Origin of the sequence: Bradyrhizobium valentinum (assembly GCF_001440405.1) — a bacterium.
Classification (GTDB): domain Bacteria; phylum Pseudomonadota; class Alphaproteobacteria; order Rhizobiales; family Xanthobacteraceae; genus Bradyrhizobium; species Bradyrhizobium valentinum.
The window spans coordinates 1-16,680 of record NZ_LLXX01000109.1 but is presented as its reverse complement, the minus strand read 5'-3'; the positions used below and the strand labels follow the sequence as shown (position 1 = coordinate 16,680).

The following is a 16,680-nucleotide window of genomic DNA, read 5'->3' as shown; positions in this document are numbered from 1 at the left end:
CCGGCGCCTCCGCGCATGGCCGCGCCGTCGCCTCCACCAAGGATGGCCGCACCACCTGCTCCGCCGCCCCGGATGGCTGCCCCACCGCCTGCAGCGCGTCCGGCGCCTGCGGCGGCGGGCAGGGTGTGTCCACCGGGTGCCCGATGCTAACTGTTAACGGGCCAGATCCTCGGATCTGGCCCGAAGGGCCCCCAAATCGCGGGGCTGGAAGACCGAACATCCGGCCGTATTTCCTTGCTTCTGGCTGGAATCCGGCTATATAGCGCGCCATCTCACACGGAAACATGGCTCTCAAAGGCCGTCCGGTGGCAGCCGGGCCAGTCAGGCTCGTTTGCTCACACGTTTCCGGAGGAACCAACCGGAGAACTATCACTATGGCGCTACCCGATTTTTCTATGCGTCAGCTCCTCGAAGCTGGCGTGCACTTTGGTCACCAATCGCACCGCTGGAATCCGAAGATGGCGGATTACATCTTCGGCGCCCGCAACAACATCCACATCATCGATCTCGCCCAGACCGTGCCGATGCTGCATCGCGCGCTGCAGGCGGTATCTGACACCGTCGCCAAGGGCGGCCGTATCCTGTTCGTCGGCACCAAGCGCCAGGCGCAGGACGGCGTTGCCGATGCGGCCAAGCGGTCGGCGCAGTATTTCGTCAATTCGCGCTGGCTCGGCGGCACGCTGACCAACTGGAAGACGATCTCGGGCTCGATCAAGCGCCTGCGTCACCTCGATGAGGTGCTCAACTCCGGCGATGCCAGTGCTTATACCAAGAAGGAGCGGCTGACGCTGCAGCGCGAGCGCGACAAGCTCGACCGTTCGCTTGGCGGCATCAAGGACATGGGCGGTCTTCCCGACATGATCTTCGTGATCGACACCAACAAGGAAGACATCGCGATCCAGGAAGCGCAGCGGCTCAACATTCCCGTCGCCGCGATCGTCGATACCAATTCCGATCCCAAGGGCATCACCTTTGTGGTGCCGGGTAATGACGACGCAGGCCGCGCCATTTCGCTGTATTGCGACCTGGTCGCCCGCGCCGCCATCGACGGCATTTCGCGCGCGCAGGGCGATTCCGGCATTGATATCGGCGCCGCGGTTCAGCCGGCTCGCGAGGAAGTCGTGACGGCTCCGCAGCCGACCGGCTTCCAGGGTCTGGCCGGTCCGCGCGGCACCGCCGACAACCTCAAGAAGCTCACCGGCGTGTCGGGTACGATCGAGAAGAAGCTCAACGACCTCGGCATCTTCCACTACTGGCAGCTCGCCGAGCTCGACCACGATACCGCGCACAAGATCGGTGAAGAGGTTGGTCTTCCGAGCCGCGCCGATGCGTGGGTTGCCCAGGCCAAGACGCTGACCGCGGAAGCGGAATAATTGGTACGCCGCGTGGCCGGCTTTTCCGGCCACCGGTTTCGTTCCTCAAGACTGAGCATTCCCTGTAGCTGACGACGGCACGGTGCAAAGCGCGTGCCGCGCCTGCGGCTAACAGGCAAGAAGGATATTCGACGATGGCAACGATCTCTGCGGCAATGGTCAAGGAACTGCGCGAGTCGACCGGCGCGGGCATGATGGACTGCAAGGCGGCCCTCACCGAAACCTCCGGCGACATGCAGGCCGCCCAGGATTGGCTGCGCAAGAAGGGGCTGTCCAAGGCCGCCAAGAAGGCCGGCCGTGTCGCGGCCGAAGGCCTGATCGGTGCGGTGACCTCGGGCGCCAAGGGCGTCGTGGTCGAGGTCAACTCCGAGACCGATTTCGTGGCGCGCAACGAGCAGTTCCAGGGCCTCGTCAAGATGATCGCCCAGGTCGCGCTCCACAACGGCGCCGACGTCGAGAAGATCAAGGCGGCCAAGGTCGGCGACGTCACGGTCGAGACCGCGATTTCGGACGCGATCGCGACCATCGGCGAGAACATGTCGCTGCGCCGTGCGGCTTCGCTGGAAGTCGAAAAGGGCGTGGTGTCGAGCTATGTCCATGGTGCTGTCATCGACGGCGCCGGCAAGATGGGCGTGCTGGTGGCGCTCGAATCGTCGGGCAAGGCCGATGAGCTCGCTCATCTCGGCCGTCAGCTTGCCATGCACGTGGCCGCGACCAATCCGCAGGCGCTGGATCCGAGCGGGCTCGATCCGGAAACCGTCAAGCGCGAAAAGGACGTGCTGGCCGACAAGTACCGCCAGCAGGGCAAGCCGGAAAACGTGATCGAGAAGATCGTCGAGTCCGGTCTGAAGACCTATTACAAGGAAGTCTGCCTGCTGGAGCAGGCGTTCATCCATGACGAGAAGGGCAAGTCGGTCGCGCAGGCGGTGAAGGAAGCCGAAGGCAAGGTCGGTGCGCCTGTGAAGATCGCTGGATTTGTGCGCTATGCTCTCGGCGAGGGAATCGAAAAGCAGGAATCCGATTTCGCGGCCGAGGTCGCGGCGGCCAGCGGCAAGAAGTAACCGCTGCGGTCACAATCTTCCGGCGCCAGCGCGCCGGAAGTCACCTGCGCGGGACAAGGAAGCGATAAGCAATGGCTGAGCCGGTCTATCGTCGCGTCGTGATCAAGCTCTCGGGCGAGTATCTCGCAGGCAGCCACTTTTTCGGCATCGACCAGCCCACTATCGACCGTATCGCCGACGACCTGATCGCCGCGAAAAAGCTCGGCGTCGAGGTGGCCGTCGTGATCGGCGGCGGCAACATCGTGCGCGGCGTGGAAGTCTCCTCGCGCGGCGTTTCCCGCCCGACCGGCGATACCATGGGCATGCTCGCTACCATGATGAACTGCCTGGCCCTGGAGGCTGCCATCGAACGCAAGGGCGCGCCGGCGCGGACCTTGTCGGCGTTCGTGATGCCCGAGATTTCCGAGCTGTTCACCCGCAGTGCGGCGCACAAATACCTTTCCGAGGGACGAATCGTCCTGCTTGGCGGTGGAACCGGCAATCCGTTCTTCACCACCGACACCACCGCCGTGCTACGGGCGGCCGAGATCGGGGCGCAGGCGGTGCTCAAAGCCACCAATGTCGACGGCGTTTACAGCGCCGACCCCAAAAAGGACTCGTCGGCCAAGCGCTTCGATCGTCTGACGCATTCGCAGGCGATCGCCGGCGACTACAAGGTGATGGATGCGACCGCATTCGCGCTTGCCCGCGAGACGTCACTGCCTATCATCGTATTCTCGATCGCCGAGCCGGGTTCGATCGGCGCGATCCTGCGCGGGACCGGCCACGGCACGGTGGTTGCCGGCTGACACGTCAGTGCTGCTTCGAACCGCGGGCTTTAAGGATGCCGGCGGCTGGTTTCCAAGGAGGGGAGAGCGTTATGCCCACGCCCGGTTTTGACATCAATGAATTGAAGCGCCGCATGCAAGGCGCCACCCATTCGCTCAAGCACGAATTGGGCGGCTTGCGGACCGGCCGGGCGGCGGCGTCCATGCTGGAGCCGGTGCAGGTCGAGGCTTACGGCTCACACATGCCGCTCAATCAGGTCGCGACCATCAGCGTGCCCGAACCGCGCCTGCTCTCTGTTCAGGTGTGGGACAAGTCCATGGTGAAAGCCGTCGAGAAGGCGATCGTCGATTCCAATCTCGGCCTCTCGCCGGCGACCGAAGGGCAGGTGCTGCGCCTGCGGATTCCCGAGCTCAACGAGGAGCGGCGCAAGGAACTGGTGAAAGTCGCGCATAAATACGCCGAAGCTGCCAAGGTTGCGGTCCGCCACGTCCGTCGCGACGGCCTGGATATCGTCAAGAAGCTCGAGAAGAATCACGAGATTTCCGAAGACGATCAGGAGCGGCTCGCCAACGAGGTGCAAAAGGCGACCGACGGAACGATTGCGGAAATCGATCAGTTGCTTGCGGCGAAGGAAAAGGAAATCCTCACCGTTTGACAGCAACGCTCTAGAGTTGAGACTGGTCCTGGAATTTAGATGATGCCAAACGCCGCCGCCCCCGCCACGGAAGGATCTGACCGATCCGTCCCGTTGCATGTGGCGATCATCATGGACGGAAACGGGCGCTGGGCGGCAGCGCGCGGCTTGCCGCGTGCCGAAGGCCATCGCCGCGGTGTCGATGCGCTGCGTCGCGTCGTTCGCGCCGCCCATGAACTCGGCGTGCTCTATCTGACGATCTTTTCGTTCAGCTCCGAGAACTGGTCGCGGCCGGCGACCGAGATCGGCGACCTCTTCGGCCTGCTCCGCCGCTTCATCCGCAACGATCTGGCGACGCTGCATAGCGATGGCGTGCGCGTGCGCGTGATCGGCGAACGGGAAGGGTTGGAGCCCGATATCTGCACGCTGCTGAACGAGGCCGAGGAACTGACCAAGGCCAACACCAAGCTCAATCTCGTGGTCGCGTTCAACTACGGATCGCGCCAGGAAATCGCCGGCGCCGCCCAGCGGCTGGCGCGCGAAGTGGCGGAGGGCAAGCGCGATCCGGCATCGATCGACGCCGATACGCTCGGCCGCTATCTCGATGCGCCTGACATTCCCGATCCAGACTTGATCATCCGCACCAGCGGCGAACTGCGGCTGTCGAACTTCCTGATGTGGCAGGCGGCCTATAGCGAGCTCGTGTTTGTGCCGATCCACTGGCCGGATTTCGACAAGGCCGCGCTCGAAAGCGCCATTGCCGAATACGCCAGACGGGAACGCCGTTTCGGCGGTCTGGCCGCGAAAACCGGGTCGTGACCGAGCGCGAGGCCGCACCGGCGGCAGCAAACGCGCCCGATTCGCGAATTCGCGAATCTGATTCGCGCAATCTCGTGATGCGCATCGCCGCAGCCGCCGTGCTGATACCGCTTGCGGTCGCGATCGCCTATGCGGGCGGTTGGTTCTGGGTCGCGCTGGTAACGCTGGCTGCCATCGGCCTCTTCGTGGAATGGCTCGCGATCGTGGGTCTCGCCGGCGCGGTTCGCGTGACGGTGCCGGGTGTGGTCGCGCTTGCGGTCGCCGGGCTCTGTTTTGCGATTGGCCGCCTCGATGCCGCGCTGATCGTGCTCGGCGTCGGCTTCGTCGCGGTGGTGTCGATCGCGCCGGAGCGGCGCAACTGGGCGGCGGCAGGATTTTTGTACGCGGCGGCGGCCGAGATTGCCTCGGTGCTGGTGCGTCTCGATCCCGTAAAGGGATTCGCCGCGTTGATGTTCGTGCTGCTGATCGTATGGGCGACCGATAGCGGCGGCTATTTCGCGGGCCGCGGCATTGGCGGGCCGAAACTATGGCCGCGCGTCAGCCCGAAAAAGACCTGGGCAGGCGCCGCCGGCGGACTTGCCGTCAGCCTGGCTGTAGCGGTCGGATTTGCCGCGTTCGATCTAGGCAGAATCGGGCCGCTATTGATGCTTTCGGCGGCGCTTTCGGTCGTCTCACAGCTCGGCGACCTCCTAGAATCCGCCGTGAAGCGGCGTTTTGGCGTAAAGGACTCAAGTCACATCATTCCCGGCCATGGCGGGCTAATGGATCGCCTGGACGGGTTTGTCGCTGCTGTCGTCGTGGCGGCACTTTTCGGCCTTTTGCGGGGTGGCGCCGATGGCGTCGGCCGCGGTCTTATGGTTTGGTGAAACGATGAGCGCAGTTCCATTGCGTAACAACAAGGCCGTGGCGGCAGCCGCGCGCACGGTCACGGTGCTGGGTGCCACCGGTTCTATCGGCGACAGCACCATGGATTTGCTGCGCGGCGCGCGCGACCGCTATGAGGTCGAGGCGCTGACCGCGAATTCCAATGTCGAAGCGCTGGCCAGGCTCGCGATAGAATTCGGCGCACGATTCGCCGCGATTGCCGACCCGGCGCGCCTTGGCGAACTGAAGGACGCCCTCGCAGGCACCGGCATCGAATGCGGCGCCGGCGAAAGCGCAATCATCGAAGCTGCTGCGCGTCCCGCCGACTGGGTGATGGCGGCGGTGAGCGGTGCGGCCGGATTGAAGCCCGCATTGGCCGCGGTCGATCGCGGTGCGGCCGTCGCGCTCGCCAACAAGGAATGCCTGGTCTGTGCCGGCGATTTCTTCATGCAGCGCGCGGCGAAGGCGGGCGCCTGCATCCTCCCGGCGGATTCCGAACACAACGCGCTGTTTCAGGCGCTCTCTTCGGGCAATCGCGAGGAGTTGGTGCGCGTGATCATCACCGCCTCCGGCGGGCCGTTCCGCACCTGGGCGCCGGCCGACATCGAGCAGGCGACGCTGGAGCAGGCCTTGAAGCATCCGAACTGGAGCATGGGCCAGAAGATCACCATCGATTCGGCGTCGATGATGAACAAGGGCCTCGAAGTCATCGAAGCCTCCTATCTCTTCGCGCTGAGCGCCGACGAGATCGACGTTCTCGTGCATCCGCAGTCGATCATCCACGGCATGGTCGAATTCTCCGATCGCTCCGTTGTTGCGCAGCTCGGCGCACCCGACATGCGCATCCCGATCGCGCACTGCCTTGGATGGCCCGATCGAATCGTTGGCCCGTCGGCCAGGCTGGATCTCGCAAAAATCGGACAGCTAACCTTCGAGGCGCCGGATTTTGAGCGGTTCCCGGGCTTGCGGTTGGCCTACGAGGCGTTACGTACGGGCCGTGGTGCGACCACGGTATTCAATGCTGCCAATGAGGTGGCGGTGGCCGCGTTCATCGCCGGAAAGATCAAGTTCGGGTCGATCGCGCACCTCGTCGAAGCCACCATGAACGACTGGATTCGTGCCGGGAACCTAGCGCCTTTGAGCTCGGCCGACGACGCGATTTCCGTTGACTATAACGCGCGAAATAGAGCCGCCTCCCTATTGCCTCAAATTGCCTTAAAGGCATCGTAGAGGGTCGGGGACGGAGCCGTTGGCTCTTGTCGAGGGGAACCTGATGTCAGAGTTTTTTCTAAATAGTTTCAATACGTTGGGCCATGGGCTCATCGGCTACATCATTCCCTTTTTGTTCGTCCTGACCATCGTCGTGTTCTTCCATGAACTCGGCCACTTCCTGGTCGCCCGATGGGCGGGCGTGAAGGTGTTGACGTTCTCGCTCGGTTTCGGGCCGGAACTCGCCGGCTTCAACGACCGCCATGGCACGCGCTGGAAGATCTCCGCGATCCCGCTCGGCGGCTATGTGAAGTTCTTTGGCGACGAATCCGAAGCCTCGACGCCGGCCTCGGCCGAAACGCTCGCCGGCATGACCGAGGAGGAGCGGGCGGGCAGTTTCCATCACAAGAAAGTCGGCGCCCGCGCGGCCATCGTTGCCGCCGGTCCGATCGCGAATTTCGTTTTGGCGATCGTTATCTTCACCTGTCTCTTCACCTTCTTCGGCAAGCCGAGCACGACGGCGCGCGTCGACAAGATCGAAGCCAGCAGCGCCGCCGAGCGGGCGGGCTTTCAGGCCGGGGACATCGTCACCGCCATCGACGGCAAGAAGATCGGCAGCTTCTCCGACATGCAGCGATTCGTCAGCGTCCGCGCCGGCGAGACCATGACCTTCACCGTCAAGCGCGGTGATTCCACGCTGCAATTGAAGGGTACGCCGGAACTGCGCGAAGTGAAGGATCCCTTCGGGAACACGCAACGGCTCGGGATTCTCGGCATTACCCGCGCGACAACGCCGGGCGAAGTCACCACCGAGAAGGTCGATCCGGCGACAGCACTTTGGCTGGGAATCAAGGAAACCTGGTTCGTCATCGAGCAAACGCTCGCCTATATCGGGAACATCTTTACCGGCCGGGCCAGCGCCGATCAGATCGGCGGACCGATTCGGATTGCGCAGATTTCCGGTCAGGTCGCCACGCTGGGGATTATTCCGCTGCTTCATCTGGCGGCGGTGCTGTCCATTTCGATCGGGCTGCTGAACCTGTTCCCGGTGCCCTTGCTCGATGGCGGCCACCTTATGTTCTACGCGGCTGAGGTGCTCCGGGGGCGGCCTTTGTCAGAAAAGTCCCAGGAATACGGGTTCCGTGTGGGGTTGGTGTTGGTGCTGATGCTGATGGTGTTCGCCTTCTATAACGACTTCCATCAGGTGCCATGGCTGAAGGGGCTGTTCGGGAGATCGTAGAAGCGGCTTTTTTGTGACGTTGCCCATTGGCAACGTCTTGGAATGAAAATGGAATCGCATCGCGATGTCTGGTTTGCCGCCCTGTCGAAATTGGCTACAAGCAATGCAACTTTGGGATTCTGCCGGTTCGTAGGGGTACGAGCCGGCAGTGCAATGACGAGGGCGCGTTGCGCATGATGTTGGGAATGCGAGTGCGGGGGGGTCTGCTGGCCGCTCTGATCATGGTGGCCGCGCCGATGGGGGGCGCGCTGGTGTCTGTGCCGGCTTCGGCCCAGACGGTGGCGTCGATCACCGTTGAAGGGAACCGGCGTGTCGAGGTCGAGACCATCCGTTCCTATTTCAAGCCGGGCCCCGGCGGTCGCCTCGGGCAGGCCCAGATCGACGACGGCCTGAAGGCGCTGATCGAGACCGGCCTGTTCCAGGACGTGCGAATCAACCAGGTGGGCGGTCGGCTCGTCGTGACCGTGGTCGAAAACGCCGTGATCGGGCGCATCGCCTTCGAGGGCAACAAGAAGGTCAAGGACGAGCAGCTTTCCGCTGAGATCCAGTCCAAGCCGCGCGGCACGTTCTCGCGCCCGATGGTCCAGTCAGACGCCCAGCGGATCGCCGAAATTTACCGGCGCTCGGGCCGCTATGACGTGCGCGTCACCCCGGAAGTCATCGAACAGCCGAACAACCGCGTCGATCTGATCTTCACGATCACCGAAGGCACCAAGACCGGCGTCAAGTCGATCGAGTTCGTCGGCAACGTTGCCTATTCGTCCTATCGCCTGAAGGACGTTATCAAGACACGCGAATCCAACCTCTTGAGCTTCCTCGGCGGCGCCGACGTCTACGATCCCGACCGGGTCGAGGCCGACCGCGACCTGATTCGCCGTTTCTATCTGAAGAACGGCTATGCCGACGTGCAGGTCGTGGCCGCGCTGACCGAGTATGACCCCGACAGGAAGGGCTTCCTCGTCACCTTCAAGATCGAGGAGGGGCAGCAATATCGCGTTGCCTCCGTCGACTTCCAGACCTCCATTCCAACCCTCGATGCCGCCTCGATGCGCAGCTTCTCGCGCGTCAGCGTCGGCTCGGTCTACAATGCCGAGGCGCTTGAGAAATCGGTCGAGGAGATGCAGATCGAGGCCTCGCGCCGCGGCTATGCCTTCGCAGTGGTGCGTCCGCGCGGCGATCGCAATTTCGAACAGCACACCGTTTCGATCGTGTTCGCCGTCGATGAGGGCCCTCGAACCTATATCGAGCGCATCAACGTGCGTGGCAACACCCGCACCCGCGACTACGTGATCCGCCGCGAGTTCGACCTGTCCGAAGGCGACGCCTACAACCGCGCGCTGGTCGATCGCGCCGAACGCCGGCTGAAGAACCTCGACTTCTTCAAGAGCGTGAAGATCCTGACCGAGCCCGGCTCGTCGACCGATCGCGTGATCCTGGTCGTCGATCTCGAAGAGAAGTCGACCGGCGACTTCTCGGTGTCGGGCGGCTATTCGACCTCGGACGGCGCGTTGGCTGAAGTCAGCATTTCCGAGCGCAACTTCCTGGGTCGGGGCCTGTATGCAAAGGCAGCCGTGACTTACGGCCAGTACGCGCGCGGCGGTTCGCTTTCGTTCGTCGAACCCTATTTGTTCGACTACCGCGTCGCGCTCGGCCTCGATCTGTTCTATCGCGAACAGCTCGCCAACAGCTATATTTCCTATGGCACCAAGACGATGGGCTTCAGCCCGCGGCTCGGCTTCACCTTGCGGGAAGATCTCGCATTGCAGCTCCGCTACTCGATCTATCAGCAGGAAATCTCGCTGCCGAGCCAGCTCGCGAACTGTAATAACAATCCGGCGAACTCGTTGCTCGCCTTTAATCCGACCCCGGCCTTTGTGGCGGCGAATCCGGGGCTGGGGATCGATCTGACTTCAACCAATGGTCTCGGCTGCTATTTCGACGGCGAAGCTTCGCTGCCGGTTCGCAGGGAACTGGAGAGCGGCAAGGCGCTGACCTCATCAATCGGCTATTCGCTGAACTACAACACGCTGGACAACAACAAGAATCCGACCGACGGCTTGCTGATCGACTGGAAGCAGGACTTCGCCGGTGTCGGCGGTGACGTGAAGTACATCAAGTCGGCGGTCGACGCGAAGTACTACACCCCGCTGGTCGCTGATATCGTCGGCCTGATCCACCTCCAGGGTGGTATTCTCAACCAGTTCGGCGGTAGCGACCTGCGCATGCTCGATCACTTCCAGATGGGCCCGAACCTGGTTCGCGGTTTTGCGCCGAACGGCATCGGTCCCCGCGACATCAACCCGTTCGGCACGCGTGACGCGCTCGGCGGCACGAAGTATTGGGGTGCTTCGTTCGAATTGCAGATGCCGTTCTGGTTCCTGCCGAAGGAAGTCGGACTTAAGGGTTCGGTCTATGCCGATGCCGGCGGACTGTTCGACTACAAGGGACCGACGTCGTGGGCGCAGACGGGGGAAGTCAACGTGCCTGGCTGCGTCCCGCCGACCCAGGCGTCGGCAACGACTGCGGCCTCTCCCGGAACCTGTTTGGGATTGCAGTTTGACAACGGCAATGTGGTCCGCACCTCGGTCGGTGTCGGCATCATCTGGGCCTCGCCGTTCGGTCCGCTGCGCTTCGACTATGCGGTTCCGCTTACGAAGGGTCAGTTTGACCGCGTGCAGGAATTCAAGTTTGGCGGCGGCACATCGTTCTAAGGTGTCTTGAAGCGAAACGGACGTAAGGTCCGCGTAGCGAGAACGTCTTGGAAACAAGAGAAACAAGGAGAGGGTCGGCTCCGTGTCGTCGGAGCCGGCGCTCTGGTGCGAAGGTCGCCGGACTGCGACGGGTGGAATGGCGCAGCCGATATTTTTCAAGCAACCCCCTTCCTCGACGCTGGCCGAGCTGGCCACGTTGACGGGAGCGGTATTGGTCGACCCCGCTCGCGGCGACCATGTGATCAGGGGTCTCGCTTCGCTCGACGAAGCCGGCCCCATGCATCTGGCGTTCTTCGACAACCTCAAATACGCCGATCAGCTCAAGGCGACCAAGGCCGGCGCCTGCCTGGTCAGCCCGCGTTTCGAGGCCCAGGTGCCTGCCCATGTGGCGGTGCTGCGGGCCACGCAGCCGTTCCGCGCCTTCGTCAAGCTGGCGCGCGAGTGGCATGCGGACGCGCTTCGTCCGCAATCATGGTTCGACAATGATGGCATCGCGCCATCCGCGATTATCGACCCGTCGGCTCATCTGGAGGACGGCGTCATCGTCGATCCGCTCGCGGTGATCGGACCCAGGGTCGAGATCGGCGCCGGGACCGTGATCGGCGCGGGCGCGGTGATCGGCGCCGACGTCAAGATCGGCCGGGACTGCAATGTCGGCGCGCGCACCGCGATCCAGTTCGCCCTGATCGGCAACAACGTCCTGATTCATCCAGCCTGCAGTATCGGCCAAGACGGCTATGGCTTCATCTTCTTCGGTCCTGAAGGCCACCTCAAAGTGCCCCAGACCGGCCGGGTCCTGATCCAGAACGATGTCGAGGTCGGCGCCGGCACCACCATCGACCGCGGCAGCCTGCGGGATACCGTGATCGGCGAGGGCACCAAAATCGACAATCAGGTCCAGATCGGCCACAATGTGACCATCGGCAGGCACTGTCTGCTCGCGGCCCAGATCGGGCTCGCGGGCAGCCTGACGATCGGTGACAACGTCGCGCTGGGGGCGAAGGTGGGCATCAACAACCACCTCAAGATCGGCGACGGCGCCCAGGTAACGGCGATGAGCGGGGTCAAGGATGACATTCCGCCCAACGGCCGCTGGGGTGGCTTTTTTGCCAAACCCACCAAGCAGTGGTTCAAGGAGATTATTGCGGTGGAGCGACTGGTGCAGGGTGGCACCGCCGATCCAAAAGGTGAGAGGCGGGAGTAATGGAGGAATCACCGGTCAGGTTTGAGCTCGTCGACATCAACGAGATTCTCAAGACGCTTCCGCACCGCTATCCGATGCTGCTGATCGACCGGGTGATCAAGATCCGGACCGATTACAGCGGCATCGGAATCAAGAACGTCACGTTCAACGAGCCGCCGTTTCTCGGCCATTTTCCCGAGCGTCCGGTCTATCCCGGCGTCATGATGATCGAGGCCATGGCGCAGACCGCCGGCGTCATCGGCATCAAGTCGGTCGAGGGCACCGAGAAGCCGCGCGCGGTCTATTTCCTCACCATCGACAAATGCAAATTCCGCAAGCCGGTGATGCCCGGCGACACCCTCGAGTACCACATGCGCTCGATCGGCCGCCGCAAGGCGATGTGGTGGTTTCACGGCGACGCCAAGGTGAATGGCAGCGTGGTCGCGGAGGCCGACGTCGGCGCAATGCTGACGGATTGAATCTGACTGAATCTATCGGCCACACTACGGACGTCTTCCTGATATCTTTGTTCAATCGTTGGTAGTGGAACCCACGCCGAGGTCGCTTGACGAAATTTGCCGATTAAATCTGGTTTGGGCCCACGCTTCTTTTTTAATGGAGGCGTCCTTGAGCAAGCTTGCGTCTATTATTTCGTGTTTGGTCATTTTTCTGCTGATGCCGCCGCAAAGTTACGCGGCAGATCTGGGCGATCTCGTATCGTCCCTCAAGGGTGGTGGCTACGTCATCGTGTTTCGACACGGCGCCACCGACGACAGCCAGAAGGACGTCTACCCCTTCAAATTCGACGACATGAGCGCGCAGCGGCAACTGAGCGAAAAGGGGCGCGAACTGGCGCGCGAGCTTGGGGCGGCGCTCAAGAGGTTGGGTGTGCCGATCGGCGAAGTCTACACGAGCCAGCTCAATCGAGCCGTTGAAACCGGCAAGCTGCTCAGCGGCAAGGACGTCTCTCCGGTGGAAGCATTGACGGACAGCGGTGCAGGCAGCTCATCCGCAATGGCAAACCCCGACGGCAAGAATGCCAAGGCTGGACGCGCCGTGCGCGATCTCGTCAATGCACCCCCGAAAGCCGGCGCCAATAATCTGGCGGTGACGCACAAGACCAACGTCGCCGACGCCTTCGGAAAGGAGTTTTCAGATATCCGCGAAGGCGAGGCGCTCGTCTACAAGACCAGCACTTCGGGGTCGGCTGTCCTGGTTACGCGGGTGCAGCCTACCGAATGGATCGCGCAGCCTGGTAGCTAGATTTGGTCTCGCCTGGACAGGTGTCTGCGCGGCAGGCGGCCGTGTGATCTGCGATCAATGCACATAATATCCGCTGGACGCGAGGGAACTTCAGCCTCCCGACAGGTTTGTATGTCGGTGGGAAATTGTGGTTGCCGAGACGGGCCGGATGAAACTTCTCAGAGCCGCCGTAGCGCTGATAGCCTCAACCGCTGTTCTCGTCGGGGTTGCAATGGCCCGCGATGATGGCCGCTACGCAAACTCCCCGCTAAAGTCCTGGTTCGACAGCCTTAGAAGCGGAAAGGGGCCATGCTGCTCCGACGCCGACGGCTCCGCCGTCGCCGACGTGGATTGGGAATCCAAGGACGGTCACTACCGCGTGCGGCTCGAGGGTCAATGGATCGACGTGCCCGACGATGCCGTCATCACCGAGCCAAATCGTGCCGGCCGGACCATGGTCTGGCCGATCAAGGGAGCCTACGGGATTTCGATCCGCTGCTTCTTGCCCGGCAGCATGACCTGATGACATTCTTGATACCAGCGTGCCGCAACATGACGTAACGATACGTCACTGGACAGCATTTGGATGCCGCGCTAACCACCGGAAAACGCGCGATATTCGCGTGCATCGATGGGCTGGGCTGTGTGATGGGTACGATCGATCCAACCGCGCGGGTTGAGGATGGCGCTGTGATCGGCGAGGGGACGACAATCGGTCCTTATTGCATTATCGGCCGCAACGTCGTTATCGGCGCCAACTGCAATCTGATTGCGCATGTTCACGTCACCGCGCAGACCACGATCGGGGCCGGCTGCACGATTTATCCGTTCGTCTCGCTCGGCACGCCGCCGCAATCGCTGAGCTACAAGGGCGAACTGACCCGGCTGGAGATCGGCGCGGGCTGCACCATCCGTGAGTCCGTGACCATGAATGCCGGAACGGTTGGCGGCGGCGGCGTGACGCGGGTCGGCGAGCGCGGCTACTTCATGAATTGCAGCCATGTCGGACACGATTGCCAGGTCGGCAACGATGTGGTTTTCGCGACGTCGGCCACGCTCGGCGGTCACTGCGAGATCGGCGATTTCGTCTTCATCGGCGGGCTGTCGGCTGTGCACCAGTTCACGCGGATCGGGCCGCAGGTGATGGTCGGCGGCGTCTGCGGCGTGCGCGGCGACGTCATTCCGTTCGGCCTCGTCAACGGCCAGTATGCTGCTCTCGAGGGGCTGAACATCATCGGCATGAAGCGCCGCAAGTTCACCAAGGAGCGGCTGGCGAAAGTGCGCGCGTTCTACCAAAAACTGTTTCACGGCCCCGGTGTCTTTGCCGAGCGGCTGGATGCGGTGCAGTCCCTGGCCGGAGAGGATCCGGCGATCGCCGAAATCCTCGCCTTCATCGAGCAAGCCAAGCATCGCGCACTCTGTCTTCCCGCCGGCGACGGCAACAAGCAGTGATGATGGGATCCGCCGCAGCCATGATTTCAGCGGCTTCTGACATTTCATCGCCCGTCGGCGTCATCGCAGGCGGCGGCGCGATGCCGTTTGCGGTGGCGGATTCGCTTAGCCAGCGCGGGATCGCGCCGGTGCTGTTCGCGCTGCGCGGCGCGTGCGATCCGGCGCGCGTCGGCCGCTTCCGCCATCACTGGATCTCGGTTGGACAACTCGGCCGCGCCACAAAGCTGTTTCGCAGCGAGGGCTGCCGCGACCTGATCTTCATCGGCACGCTGCTGCGTCCGGCGCTGTCGGAAATCAGGCTGGACTGGGGAACGATCCGCGTCCTCGGCCACGTCTGGGCCGCGTTTCGCGGCGGTGACGATCATCTGTTGTCGGGGATCGGCCGCATCCTCGAACAGGACGGTTTTCGGATGGTGGGCATCAGGGATGTCGCTCCCGACATTCTGATGCCGGAGGGAAACACTGCCCGCGCCACGCCCGATCCTGCCGCCGTTGCTGACATCGCCAAAGGGCGGGAGGTGCTTGGCGCGCTCGGTCCGTTCGACATCGGGCAGGCCGTCGTCGTGATCGACGGACATGTGGTGGCGGTCGAGGATATCGAGGGCACCGATGGGCTCTTGGCGCGCGTGGCGCGGCTGCGCGAGGCAGGGCGCATTCGCGCCAAATCCGGCCGCGGCGTGCTGGTCAAGGCGCCGAAGAGCGGGCAGGATTTGCGCTTCGACCTGCCGACCATCGGTCCTAAAACCATCGAAGGTGTGGCCAAGGCCGGGCTCGCCGGCATCGCGGTGATCGCCGGCCATACGATTGCCGCGGATTCGCAAGCCATGATCGAGGCCGCGGACAAAGCCGGCCTGTTCGTCCAGGGCTTATCAGCGTGACGCCGTCTCGCGCGACCGCCGGGATGGAGCGGAGGGTATTTCTGATCGCGACGGAAGAGTCCGGCGATCGCCTCGGTGCCAATTTGATGAAAGTGCTGCGCCAGCGGCTTGGCGACGCGGTGCGGTTCGAAGGCGTCGGCGGCCGTGCGATGGCGCGCGAAGGCCTGGAGTCGCTGTTTCCGATCGAGGAGCTCTCGATCATCGGGCTTGCCGCCGTCGTCAAGGATCTGCCGAAGATCCTCGGGCTGATCAAGGAGACGGCGATCGCGGTGACGGAAGCGGCGCCGGATGTTCTCGTCATTATCGACAGCCCGGACTTCACCCACCGCGTGGCGAAGCGCGTTCGCGCCAAGGATCCCAAAATTCCGATCGTCAACTATGCATCGCCCTCGGTCTGGGCATGGCGGCCCGGCCGGGCGCGCGCGATGCTGAAATATGTCGATCACGTGCTGGCGCTGCTGCCGTTCGAGCCCGAGGCCTATCGCAGGCTGCACGGGCCACCCTGCACCTATGTCGGCCATCCCCTGACGGAGCAACTATCGTCGTTGCGGCCGAACGCCGATGAAGCCACGCGGCGGGCGGGATCGCCGCCGGTGCTGCTGGTGCTGCCGGGAAGCCGGCGCAGCGAAATCCGCCACCACATGGCGGTGTTCGGCCAGGCGGTGGCGCGGCTGCAGGAGCAGGGCGTGGGATTCGAGCTCATGCTGCCCACCATGCCGCATCTGCAGGAAGCGGTCGTCGACGCGGTGAAGGGCTGGCCGGTTCAGCCTCAGGTCGTGATCGGCGAGCAGGACAAACGGGCGGCCTTTCGGATCGCCCACGCGGCGCTCGCCAAATCCGGCACGGTGACGCTGGAGCTGGCACTGGCCGGCGTGCCGATGGTGACGGCTTATAGGGTCGGCGCTATCGAAGCGTTCATCCTGAGGCGCGCGATCCGCGTGTCCTCGGTGATCCTCGCCAATCTCGTGATCGGCAGGGAGGTCATTCCCGAATTCCTTCAGGAGGACTGCACGCCTGAAAAATTATCGCAGGCGCTCGGCGAAGTGCTGTCGGATTCCGCGCTGCGCCGCGAGCAACTCGAGGCTTTCGCCACGCTGGATGCGATCATGTCGACAGGCAACCAGCCGCCGAGCGTGCGCGCTGCCGATATCGTGCTGGCGACGATGCACAAGGCGCGGCGAATTTCGTAACTGCGTAGCAACCATTAAAGCGGCACCCGACCGCCGGTGAGGCTGACGCCGTGCTC

The 16,680-nt window shown here is 63.2% G+C and carries 16 protein-coding genes; all 16 read left to right on the top strand.

Annotated features, from left to right (window positions below):
• Nucleotides 1–374: 374 nt before the first annotated feature.
• On the top strand, nt 375–1,373 hold the full coding sequence (locus CP49_RS16700) for a 30S ribosomal protein S2 (protein ID WP_057851305.1): 999 nt from the start codon (nt 375–377) through the stop codon (nt 1,371–1,373).
• A gap of 134 nt (nt 1,374–1,507) precedes the next feature.
• On the top strand, nt 1,508–2,434 hold the full coding sequence (gene tsf / locus CP49_RS16695; RefSeq protein ID WP_057851304.1) for a translation elongation factor Ts: 927 nt from the start codon (nt 1,508–1,510) through the stop codon (nt 2,432–2,434).
• 71 nt (nt 2,435–2,505) lie between these two features.
• The gene (gene pyrH / locus CP49_RS16690) at nt 2,506–3,222 is read left to right on the top strand and encodes a UMP kinase (protein WP_057851303.1); all 717 of its coding nucleotides are present in this window, start codon (nt 2,506–2,508) and stop codon (nt 3,220–3,222) included.
• A gap of 71 nt (nt 3,223–3,293) precedes the next feature.
• The gene (gene frr / locus CP49_RS16685; protein WP_057851302.1) at nt 3,294–3,857 is read left to right on the top strand and encodes a ribosome recycling factor; all 564 of its coding nucleotides are present in this window, start codon (nt 3,294–3,296) and stop codon (nt 3,855–3,857) included.
• A 42-nt stretch (nt 3,858–3,899) separates the two neighbouring features.
• Nucleotides 3,900–4,655 carry an isoprenyl transferase gene (locus CP49_RS16680; RefSeq protein ID WP_057851311.1) on the top strand — a complete coding sequence of 252 codons (756 nt, stop codon included), beginning with the start codon at nt 3,900–3,902 and terminating at the stop codon, nt 4,653–4,655.
• The gene (locus tag CP49_RS16675) at nt 4,652–5,521 is read left to right on the top strand and encodes a phosphatidate cytidylyltransferase (protein WP_082646059.1); all 870 of its coding nucleotides are present in this window, start codon (nt 4,652–4,654) and stop codon (nt 5,519–5,521) included. The genes CP49_RS16680 and CP49_RS16675 overlap by 4 nt, the downstream gene beginning before the upstream one ends.
• A gap of 4 nt (nt 5,522–5,525) precedes the next feature.
• Complete coding sequence (gene dxr / locus CP49_RS16670) at nt 5,526–6,749, top strand: 1-deoxy-D-xylulose-5-phosphate reductoisomerase (protein WP_057851301.1); 1,224 nt, start codon at nt 5,526–5,528, stop codon at nt 6,747–6,749.
• 43 nt (nt 6,750–6,792) lie between these two features.
• Nucleotides 6,793–7,968, top strand: coding sequence for an RIP metalloprotease RseP (gene rseP, locus CP49_RS16665; protein ID WP_057851300.1), 1,176 nt, complete (start codon nt 6,793–6,795; stop codon nt 7,966–7,968).
• Nucleotides 7,969–8,141: 173 nt separating this feature from the next.
• Nucleotides 8,142–10,679, top strand: a complete 2,538-nt coding sequence (gene bamA / locus CP49_RS16660) for an outer membrane protein assembly factor BamA (RefSeq protein WP_057851299.1) — start codon at nt 8,142–8,144, stop codon at nt 10,677–10,679.
• Between the two features lie 136 nt (nt 10,680–10,815).
• A complete protein-coding gene (lpxD, locus tag CP49_RS16655; protein ID WP_057851298.1) occupies nt 10,816–11,883 on the top strand; it encodes a UDP-3-O-(3-hydroxymyristoyl)glucosamine N-acyltransferase in 1,068 nt (355 codons plus the stop codon).
• The gene (gene fabZ, locus CP49_RS16650) at nt 11,883–12,341 is read left to right on the top strand and encodes a 3-hydroxyacyl-ACP dehydratase FabZ (protein WP_057851297.1); all 459 of its coding nucleotides are present in this window, start codon (nt 11,883–11,885) and stop codon (nt 12,339–12,341) included. Before lpxD ends, fabZ begins: the two co-directional genes overlap by 1 nt.
• 64 nt (nt 12,342–12,405) lie before the next feature.
• Nucleotides 12,406–13,125, top strand: coding sequence for a histidine phosphatase family protein (locus CP49_RS16645; protein WP_338060362.1), 720 nt, complete (start codon nt 12,406–12,408; stop codon nt 13,123–13,125).
• A 148-nt stretch (nt 13,126–13,273) separates the two neighbouring features.
• Nucleotides 13,274–13,627, top strand: a complete 354-nt coding sequence (locus tag CP49_RS16640) for a hypothetical protein (RefSeq protein ID WP_057851296.1) — start codon at nt 13,274–13,276, stop codon at nt 13,625–13,627.
• Between the two features lie 125 nt (nt 13,628–13,752).
• Nucleotides 13,753–14,556: an acyl-ACP--UDP-N-acetylglucosamine O-acyltransferase gene (gene lpxA / locus CP49_RS16635; RefSeq protein WP_057851308.1), complete on the top strand. Its 804-nt coding sequence runs from the start codon at nt 13,753–13,755 to the stop codon at nt 14,554–14,556.
• A 20-nt stretch (nt 14,557–14,576) separates the two neighbouring features.
• A complete protein-coding gene (locus CP49_RS16630) occupies nt 14,577–15,434 on the top strand; it encodes an LpxI family protein (protein WP_057851307.1) in 858 nt (285 codons plus the stop codon).
• Nucleotides 15,435–15,457: 23 nt separating this feature from the next.
• Nucleotides 15,458–16,624: a lipid-A-disaccharide synthase gene (gene lpxB / locus CP49_RS16625; RefSeq protein ID WP_057851306.1), complete on the top strand. Its 1,167-nt coding sequence runs from the start codon at nt 15,458–15,460 to the stop codon at nt 16,622–16,624.
• Nucleotides 16,625–16,680: the final 56 nt, after the last annotated feature.

Coding starts and splice junctions, on each gene's coding strand:
- CP49_RS16700 (WP_057851305.1), top strand. CDS start 375: ATGGCGCTACCCGATTTTTCTATGCGTCAGCTCCTCGAAGCTGGCGTG.
- tsf (WP_057851304.1), top strand. CDS start 1,508: ATGGCAACGATCTCTGCGGCAATGGTCAAGGAACTGCGCGAGTCGACC.
- pyrH (WP_057851303.1), top strand. CDS start 2,506: ATGGCTGAGCCGGTCTATCGTCGCGTCGTGATCAAGCTCTCGGGCGAG.
- frr (WP_057851302.1), top strand. CDS start 3,294: ATGCCCACGCCCGGTTTTGACATCAATGAATTGAAGCGCCGCATGCAA.
- CP49_RS16680 (WP_057851311.1), top strand. CDS start 3,900: ATGCCAAACGCCGCCGCCCCCGCCACGGAAGGATCTGACCGATCCGTC.
- dxr (WP_057851301.1), top strand. CDS start 5,526: ATGAGCGCAGTTCCATTGCGTAACAACAAGGCCGTGGCGGCAGCCGCG.
- rseP (WP_057851300.1), top strand. CDS start 6,793: ATGTCAGAGTTTTTTCTAAATAGTTTCAATACGTTGGGCCATGGGCTC.
- bamA (WP_057851299.1), top strand. CDS start 8,142: ATGATGTTGGGAATGCGAGTGCGGGGGGGTCTGCTGGCCGCTCTGATC.
- lpxD (WP_057851298.1), top strand. CDS start 10,816: ATGGCGCAGCCGATATTTTTCAAGCAACCCCCTTCCTCGACGCTGGCC.
- fabZ (WP_057851297.1), top strand. CDS start 11,883: ATGGAGGAATCACCGGTCAGGTTTGAGCTCGTCGACATCAACGAGATT.
- CP49_RS16640 (WP_057851296.1), top strand. CDS start 13,274: ATGAAACTTCTCAGAGCCGCCGTAGCGCTGATAGCCTCAACCGCTGTT.
- lpxA (WP_057851308.1), top strand. CDS start 13,753: ATGGGTACGATCGATCCAACCGCGCGGGTTGAGGATGGCGCTGTGATC.
- CP49_RS16630 (WP_057851307.1), top strand. CDS start 14,577: ATGATTTCAGCGGCTTCTGACATTTCATCGCCCGTCGGCGTCATCGCA.
- lpxB (WP_057851306.1), top strand. CDS start 15,458: ATGGAGCGGAGGGTATTTCTGATCGCGACGGAAGAGTCCGGCGATCGC.